Source organism: Streptomyces sp. MB09-01, from assembly GCF_033794505.1.
GTDB lineage: Bacteria > Actinomycetota > Actinomycetes > Streptomycetales > Streptomycetaceae > Streptomyces.
Genome location: NZ_JARAYQ010000046.1, coordinates 31466 through 40005, shown reverse-complemented (window position 1 = coordinate 40005; position 8540 = coordinate 31466). Strand labels below are relative to the sequence as shown.

Annotated in this window: 4 protein-coding genes; 3 read left to right on the top strand and 1 reads right to left on the bottom strand. The window is 70.6% G+C overall.

Going from position 1 to position 8540, the window contains the following annotated elements; all coding sequences use genetic code 11:
• Positions 1 to 19: 19 nt before the first annotated feature.
• Positions 20 to 1006 (bottom strand): ADP-ribosylglycohydrolase family protein, encoded by a 987-nt coding sequence (locus PV721_RS12970; protein ID WP_416371084.1) that lies wholly within the window; start codon positions 1004 to 1006, stop codon positions 20 to 22.
• A gap of 258 nt (positions 1007 to 1264) precedes the next feature.
• Here PV721_RS12970 and PV721_RS12965 point away from each other — a divergent pair, with 258 nt between their 5' ends.
• The 3 genes from PV721_RS12965 to PV721_RS12955 all read left to right on the top strand — a co-directional run bounded on the left by PV721_RS12965 (position 1265) and on the right by PV721_RS12955 (position 8372).
• A complete protein-coding gene (locus PV721_RS12965; RefSeq protein WP_319723510.1) occupies positions 1265 to 1996 on the top strand; it encodes a VIT1/CCC1 transporter family protein in 732 nt (243 codons plus the stop codon).
• 384 nt (positions 1997 to 2380) lie between these two features.
• On the top strand, positions 2381 to 6919 hold the full coding sequence (gltB, locus tag PV721_RS12960) for a glutamate synthase large subunit (protein WP_319723511.1): 4539 nt from the start codon (positions 2381 to 2383) through the stop codon (positions 6917 to 6919).
• Positions 6912 to 8372, top strand: a complete 1461-nt coding sequence (locus PV721_RS12955; RefSeq protein WP_319723509.1) for a glutamate synthase subunit beta — start codon at positions 6912 to 6914, stop codon at positions 8370 to 8372. Before gltB ends, PV721_RS12955 begins: the two co-directional genes overlap by 8 nt.
• Positions 8373 to 8540: the final 168 nt, after the last annotated feature.

Genomic DNA, 8540 nt, shown 5'->3' with positions numbered 1-8540 from the left:
GAAGAGTCGGCCGGGGGTGTCATCGGGGGGCCTCGTATTCGGGGGTGAGGAGGTCCGCGATGTCGAGGACGTGGTAGCCCCGCATCGAGGGGAGGCAGCTGCCGCGGACCGGGCCGATGGCCGAGGACCAGGCGGCGGGGATCGCGGCGGCGCCCGACATCGCGCCGGACAGGGCGCCCGCCACCGCCGCCGTGGTGTCCGCGTCGCGGCCCATGTTGACCGCGGTCAGGACCGAGGAGGGGAAGTCGCCCCGGCACGCGGCGAAGGCGCCGAAGGCGAGGCCGACGGCCTCGGGCGCCAGGTCCGTCCACGGGTAGCCGCCGATGACCACCGCCGAGCGCACGGCCCGTTCCCCGCGCGGGGCGGCGGTGACCGCCCGGCGCAGGGAGCGGGCCGTCCAGGAGTCGGACGGGATGACGGAGAGGGCCGCGGAAACGACGGAAGCCGGGCTGCCGCCGGCCATCGCCGCCGCCACGCCCGCCGCCACCGCCTGGCCGCCGTAGATGCCCTCGCCGTCGTGGCTGACCGTGCCGTCGATGGCGACCAGCCGGGCCGCTTCGGCGGGCCGGCCGGCCGCGAAGACGCCGAACGGCGCCGCCCGCATGGCGAGACCGTCCGACCACGCGTGCCGGTGCTGGGCCGAGATGGGGGCGGCCAGGCCCCGGCGGAGGTTCTCGAGGGTGCCGCGCTCCGAGAACCCGGCGCCGCGGAACGGGCCTTCGTCGAGGTCCGCGATCCAGTGGTGCCAGGCGCGTTCCACGTGGGAGACGGTGAGCGCCGAGCCGTGGCGGGCCAGCAGCAGCCCGGAGAAGATCGCGTACTCGGTGTCGTCCGTGCCCGCCGGGTCCTCCGACACGAAACCCTCGATGCGGCCCCATTTCGCCCGGATCTCCGACGGCTTCATGTTCTCCGCGGGGGCGCCCAGCGCGTCGCCCACCGCCAGCCCGAGAAGAGCGCCCCTGGCCCGTTCGAGGAGGACCTGCGGATCGCATGCAATCAGCTTCACCGGCTCCATGGCGCGCCTCTCCCACATTGATGGGGCTCATCATGAGCCCTTGGGGGATTTGTGCCACGACATGTGGTTTGTCGCTCGCCGCGAAACACCCCGCGAAGCTCCTCGTCACCCGGTCGCCGACCCACAAAACCGCAGGTAAGTACGGCCTACCTTGCTGGCGGGCGGCAGAAATCGTGCGTAGTTTCGAGGTGTTCAGGGGGGCGGGGTGTCTCGCGGCGCCCGTTCGCACAAATGGGGAGATATCTCGGCATGTCCATCATCGACATCGAAGCACCGCTGCACACCGCGCACCGGGACAACCACACCCACCGCGACGTCAACGGCGGATGGCTGCGCCCGGCCGTCTTCGGTGCCATGGACGGACTCGTCTCCAACCTCGCCCTCATGACCGGCGTGGCCGGCGGAGCCGTCGCCCCGCAGACCGTCGTCATCACCGGATTGGCGGGCCTCGCGGCCGGCGCCTTCTCGATGGCGGCGGGCGAGTACACCTCCGTCGCCTCGCAGCGCGAGCTGGTCCTCGCGGAACTGGACATAGAGCGGCAGCAGTTGCGCAAGCACCCGGTCGACGAGATGGAGGAGCTGGCCGAGCTCTACGTCTTCCGGGGAGTCGAGCCCGCGCTCGCCCGCGAGGTCGCCATGCAGCTGTCCCGCGACCCCGAGCAGGCGCTGGAGATCCACGCCCGCGAGGAGCTCGGGATCGACCCCGACGACCTGCCCTCGCCGCTCGTCGCCGCGGTCTCGTCCTTCGGCTCCTTCGCGCTGGGCGCGCTGCTCCCCGTACTGCCGTACCTGCTCGGCGCCACGGCCCTGTGGCCCGCGGTGCTGCTCGCGCTGGCCGGGCTCTTCGCCTGCGGCGCGGTGGTCTCCCGGGTCACCGCCCGGTCCTGGTGGTACAGCGGCCTGCGCCAGCTCGTCCTGGGTGGCGCTGCCGCCGGTGTGACGTACATCCTGGGAACCTGGATCGGCGCAGCCATAGGCTGACCGGCCTCGGAGTGAGACACTATGCAGTGCTCCACATAAGTAGTTCGTTACCCGGCGGTTTCGACCCCGTGTCCGCCGGGCATCAGTCCAGGGCTCCGGGCAACGATGCCCGCCCTGCATCCGGGACCTTTCGCCTCGTCCTGCGTCGGCCTGCGTCCGTAGAACGCGCGAAAGTCCCCTCTTCCTGCCTCGTGCAGTGTCCGCATGCTGGAATGGCATATCCGCTTCTCGGGATTGTCGTCATCATGTAATCTGCACGAAATTTCGCAGAGGGCCAACGTCGTCCCTCGGCTATGCACATATGCCACGACGACGACGGGAGAGCCGATGCGTTCCGCATCCACGCACTCCGCGACCGGCCTCAGCACCACCGCCTGGTCGCCCATGGACGGTCGCCCCGCCCAGCAGGGCATGTACGACCCGCGCAACGAGAAGGACGCCTGTGGCGTCGGATTCGTGGCGAACCTCACCGGCGAGGCCACCCACACCCTCGTTGAGCAGGCCCTGACCGTATTGCGGAACCTCGAGCACCGCGGCGCGACCGGCTCCGAGCCGGACTCGGGCGACGGCGCCGGAATCCTCAGCCAGGTCCCGGACGCGTTCCTGCGCGAGGTGGCCGGCTTCGAGCTCCCCGAGGCCGGCGCGTACGCCGTCGGCATCGCCTTCCTCCCCGCCGACGGCACCGCACAGGCCGTCGCCGTGGAGCAGATCGAGGCCATCGCCGCCCAGGAGAACCTCACGGTTCTCGGCTGGCGCGAGGTCCCGGTCACCCCGGACCTGCTCGGCAACGGCGCCCGCGCCACCATGCCGGCCTTCTCGCAGCTGTTCGTCAGCAACGGGAGCACGGGCATCGAGCTGGACCGCAAGGCCTTCGTGCTGCGCAAGCGCGCCGAGCGCGAGGCCGGGGTCTACTTCCCGTCGCTCTCCGCCCGCACGATCGTCTACAAGGGCATGCTGACCACCGGCCAGCTGGAGCCCTTCTTCCCCGACCTCTCCGACCGTCGCTTCGCCTCGACGCTCGCCCTGGTCCACTCGCGGTTCTCCACGAACACCTTCCCGTCCTGGCCGCTCGCCCACCCGTACCGCTTCGTCGCGCACAACGGCGAGATCAACACGGTCAAGGGCAACCGCAACTGGATGAAGGCCCGCGAGTCCCAGCTGGCCTCCGAGGCATTCGGCGACGGCGTGCTGGACCGGATCTTCCCGATCTGCACCCCGGACGCCTCCGACTCGGCCTCCTTCGACGAGGTCCTGGAGCTGCTCCACCTCGGCGGCCGGTCGCTCCCGCACAGCGTGCTGATGATGATCCCGGAGGCGTGGGAGAACCACACCTCCATGGACCCGGCCCGCCGCGCGTTCTACAAGTACCACTCCACCCAGATGGAGCCCTGGGACGGCCCGGCCTGCGTCACCTTCACCGACGGCACCCAGGTCGGCGCGGTCCTCGACCGCAACGGTCTGCGCCCCGGCCGCTACTGGGTCACCGACGACGGCCTCGTCGTCCTCGGCTCCGAGGTCGGCGTGCTCGACATCGACCCGGCCAAGGTCGTCCGCAAGGGCCGCCTGCAGCCCGGCAAGATGTTCCTCGTCGACACCGCCCAGAAGCGGATCATCGAGGACGACGAGATCAAGAACGAGCTGGCCGCCGCCGCCCCGTACGCGGAGTGGCTGGAGACCGGCGAGATCGAGCTGTCGGACCTGCCCGAGCGCGAGCACATCGTGCACACCCACGCCTCGGTCACCCGCCGCCAGCAGACCTTCGGCTACACCGAGGAAGAGCTGCGCGTCATCCTCGCGCCGATGGCCCGTACCGCCGGCGAGCCCCTCGGCTCCATGGGTACGGACTCCCCGATCGCTGCCCTGTCCGAGCGCCCCCGGCTGCTCTTCGACTACTTCACCCAGCTCTTCGCGCAGGTCACCAACCCGCCACTGGACGCCATCCGCGAGGAGCTCGTCACCTCGCTGCTGTCCTCGCTCGGCCCGCAGGGCAACCTGCTGGAGTCGACCGCAGCGTCCTGCCGCAGCGTCACCCTGCCCTTCCCGGTGATCGACAACGACGAGCTGGCCAAGCTCATCCACATCAACGCCGACGGCGACATGCCGGGCATGAAGGCTGCCACGCTCTCCGGCCTCTACCGGGTCTCCGGCGGCGGCGAGGCGCTGGCCGCGCGGATCGAGGAGATCCGCGGCGAGGTCGACGCGGCCATCGCGAACGGCGCGCACCTGATCGTCCTGTCGGACCGCCACTCGGACGCCGAGCACGCGCCGATCCCGTCGCTGCTGCTCACCTCCGCCGTGCACCACCACCTCATCGCCACGAAGCAGCGCACCCAGGTGGGCCTGCTCGTCGAGGCCGGTGACGTCCGCGAGGTCCACCACGTCGCGCTGCTGATCGGCTACGGCGCCGCCGCGGTCAACCCGTACCTGGCCATGGAGTCCGTCGAGGACCTCCTGCGCGCCGGTACCTTCCTGACCGGCCTGGAGCCGGAGCAGGCCATCAAGAACCTGATCTACGCCCTCGGCAAGGGCGTCCTGAAGGTCATGTCGAAGATGGGCATCTCCACCGTCGCGTCCTACCGCGGCGCCCAGGTCTTCGAGGCCGTCGGCCTGAACGAGGAGTTCGTCGGCACCTACTTCGCGGGCACCGCCACGAAGATCGGCGGCGCCGGCCTGGACGTCATCGCCAAGGAGGTGGCCGCGCGCCACGCCAAGGCGTACCCCGTCTCCGGCATCGCGGCCACGCACCGCGCGCTGGAGATCGGCGGCGAGTACCAGTGGCGCCGCGAGGGCGAGCCGCACCTGTTCGACCCGGAGACGGTGTTCCGCCTCCAGCACGCCACCCGCAACCGCCGGTACGACATCTTCCGGCAGTACACGGACCGCGTGAACGAGCAGTCCGAGCGCCTCATGACGCTCCGCGGCCTCTTCGGCTTCAAGAGCGACCGCCCGTCGATCTCCATCGACGAGGTCGAGCCGGTCTCCGAAATCGTCAAGCGCTTCTCCACCGGCGCCATGTCGTACGGCTCCATCTCCAAGGAGGCGCACGAGACCCTCGCCATCGCCATGAACCAGTTGGGCGCCAAGTCCAACACCGGTGAGGGCGGCGAGGACCCGGACCGCCTCTACGACCCGGCGCGGCGTTCGTCGATCAAGCAGGTCGCCTCCGGCCGCTTCGGCGTCACCTCCGAGTACCTGGTCAACGCGGACGACATCCAGATCAAGATGGCGCAGGGCGCCAAGCCCGGCGAGGGCGGCCAGCTGCCCGGCCACAAGGTCTACCCGTGGGTCGCCAAGACCCGGCACTCCACCCCGGGCGTCGGCCTGATCTCCCCGCCGCCGCACCACGACATCTACTCCATCGAGGACCTGGCTCAGCTGATCCACGACCTCAAGAACGCCAACCCGGTCGCCCGCATCCACGTGAAGCTGGTCTCCGAGGTCGGCGTGGGCACGGTCGCCGCGGGTGTCTCCAAGGCCCACGCGGACGTCGTCCTCATCTCCGGCCACGACGGCGGTACGGGCGCCTCCCCGCTCACCTCGCTCAAGCACGCGGGCGGCCCCTGGGAGCTCGGCCTCGCCGAGACCCAGCAGACCCTGCTGCTCAACGGGCTGCGCGACCGGATCGTCGTCCAGACGGACGGCCAGCTCAAGACCGGCCGCGACGTGATCATCGCCGCGCTGCTCGGCGCCGAGGAGTTCGGTTTCGCGACCGCGCCGCTCGTCGTCTCCGGCTGCGTCATGATGCGCGTCTGCCACCTGGACACCTGCCCGGTCGGCATCGCCACGCAGAACCCGGTCCTGCGCGACCGGTTCTCGGGCAAGCCCGAGTTCGTCGTCAACTTCTTCGAGTTCATCGCGGAGGAGGTGCGCGAGCTCCTCGCCGAGCTGGGCTTCCGCACGATCGAGGAGGCCGTCGGTCACGCCGAGCTGCTCGACACGACGAAGGCCGTCACGCACTGGAAGGCGCAGGGCCTCGACCTGGAGCCGCTCTTCTACGTGCCGGAGCTGCCCGAGGGCGCGGTGCGCCACGCCCTGATCGAGCAGGACCACGGTCTGGAGAAGGCGCTCGACAACGAGCTCGTCGAGCTCGCCGCCGACGCGCTGAACGCGGACTCCGCGGAGACGGCCCAGCCGGTCCGCGCCCAGGTCGCGATCCGCAACATCAACCGGACCGTCGGCACCATGCTCGGCCACCACGTCACCAAGAAGTTCGGCGGCGCGGGCCTGCCCGACGACACCATCGACCTGACCTTCACCGGTTCGGCCGGCCAGTCCTTCGGCGCCTTCGTGCCGAAGGGCATCACCCTCCGCCTGGAGGGCGACGCCAACGACTACGTCGGCAAGGGCCTCTCCGGCGGCCGGATCGTGGTCCGCCCGGACCGCGGCGCCGACCACCTCGCCGAGTACTCCACCATCGCCGGCAACACCATCGGCTACGGAGCCACCGGTGGCGAGATGTTCCTGCGCGGCCGTACCGGCGAGCGCTTCTGCGTCCGCAACTCCGGCGCCCTGGTCGTCTCGGAGGGCGTGGGCGACCACGGCTGCGAGTACATGACCGGCGGAACCGCGGTCGTCCTCGGCGAGACGGGCCGCAACTTCGCGGCCGGCATGTCGGGCGGTGTCGCGTACGTCATCGACCTCGACCCGAACAACGTCAACGTCGGCAACGCGGGCGCCGTAGAGGCCCTGTCCGACACCGACAAGCAGTGGCTGCACGATGTGGTGCGCCGCCACGAGGAGGAGACCGGCTCGACCGTGGCCGCGAAGCTCCTCGCTGACTGGTCCGTCGCGGCGGACCGCTTCAGCAAGATCATCCCGACCACGTACAAGGCAGTGCTCGCCGCCAAGGACGCCGCTGAGCTCGCCGGACTCTCGGAATCCGAGACCACGGAGAAGATGATGGAGGCGGCGACCCATGGCTGACCCGAAGGGCTTCCTCACCACCCAGCGCGAGACCGCCTGCACCCGTCCTGTCGCCGACCGGCTGAAGGACTGGAACGAGGTCTACGTTCCGGGCTCGCTGCTCCCGATCATCAGCAAGCAGGCCGGCCGCTGCATGGACTGCGGCATCCCGTTCTGCCACAACGGGTGCCCGCTCGGGAACCTGATCCCCGAGTGGAACGACTTCGCGTACCGCGACGACTGGTCGGCGGCGAGCGAGCGCCTGCACGCCACGAACAACTTCCCCGAGTTCACCGGGCGCCTCTGCCCGGCCCCGTGCGAGTCGGCGTGTGTGCTGGGCATCAACCAGCCGGCCGTCACGATCAAGAACGTCGAAGTCTCGATCATCGACAAGGCCTGGGACAACGGCAACGTCACCCCGCAGCCGCCGGAGCGCCTCTCCGGCAAGACGGCCGCCGTCATCGGCTCCGGTCCGGCGGGTCTCGCCGCGGCCCAGCAGCTGACCCGGGCCGGCCACACCGTGGTGGTGTACGAGCGCGCCGACCGCGTCGGCGGCCTGCTGCGCTACGGCATCCCCGAGTTCAAGATGGAGAAGGTGCACATCAACCGCCGCATCGAGCAGATGCGCGCGGAGGGCACCAAGTTCCGTACCGGTATCGAGGTCGGCCGCGACATCACCGCCACCGACCTGCGCAAGCGGTTCGACGCGGTGGTCATCGCGGCGGGCGCCACGGTCTCCCGCGACCTCCCGGTCCCGGGCCGCGAGCTGAACGGCATCCACTTCGCGATGGAGTACCTGCCGCTCGCGAACAAGGTGCAGGAGGGCGACTTCATGGCGCCCCCCATCACGGCCGAGGGCAAGCACGTGGTCGTCATCGGCGGCGGCGACACCGGCGCGGACTGCGTGGGCACCGCCCACCGCCAGGGCGCGGCCTCTGTCACGCAGCTGGAGATCATGCCGAAGCCGGGCGAGGACCGGAACGCCAACCAGCCCTGGCCGACCTTCCCCATGCTCTACAAGGTCACCTCGGCGCACGAGGAGGGCGGCGAGCGGGTCTACTCCGTCTCCACCACCCACTTCGAGGGCGACGAGGACGGCAACGTCAAGGCCCTGCACCTGGTCGAGGTCGAGTTCGTCGACGGCAAGCTCGTCCAGAAGCCCGGCACCGAGCGCGTCCTCCCCGCGCAGCTGGTCACCCTGGCGATGGGCTTCACGGGCACGGACCAGGCCAACGGCCTGGTCGACCAGTTCGGCTTGGAGCTGGACGCCCGCGGCAACATCGAGCGCGACGCCTCCTACGCGACCAACGTCGACGGCGTCTTCGTCGCCGGCGACGCGGGCCGCGGCCAGTCGCTCATCGTCTGGGCCATCGCGGAAGGCCGCTCGGCCGCCCGCGGCGTGGACCGCTTCCTGACCGGCACCAGCGCCCTCCCGTACCCGGTCAAGCCGACGGACCGCTCGCTGACGGTGTAAGACCCGCAGTACCCCCCGCCATGTGCGGGACCCCTCATACGGTCCGTACAACGGAGTGCGGAACTCTGACACGGCGCCCGCCATGGCTCCTTCCGGACGCCGTGCTCGCACCGCTCGGCCGCAGGCGGCCTCCCGGGCTTCGCCCGGCTGCGCCGGCCTCCGACCGTC

Coding starts and splice junctions, on each gene's coding strand:
- PV721_RS12955 (WP_319723509.1), top strand. CDS start 6,912: ATGGCTGACCCGAAGGGCTTCCTCACCACCCAGCGCGAGACCGCCTGC.
- PV721_RS12965 (WP_319723510.1), top strand. CDS start 1,265: ATGTCCATCATCGACATCGAAGCACCGCTGCACACCGCGCACCGGGAC.
- gltB (WP_319723511.1), top strand. CDS start 2,381: ATGGACGGTCGCCCCGCCCAGCAGGGCATGTACGACCCGCGCAACGAG.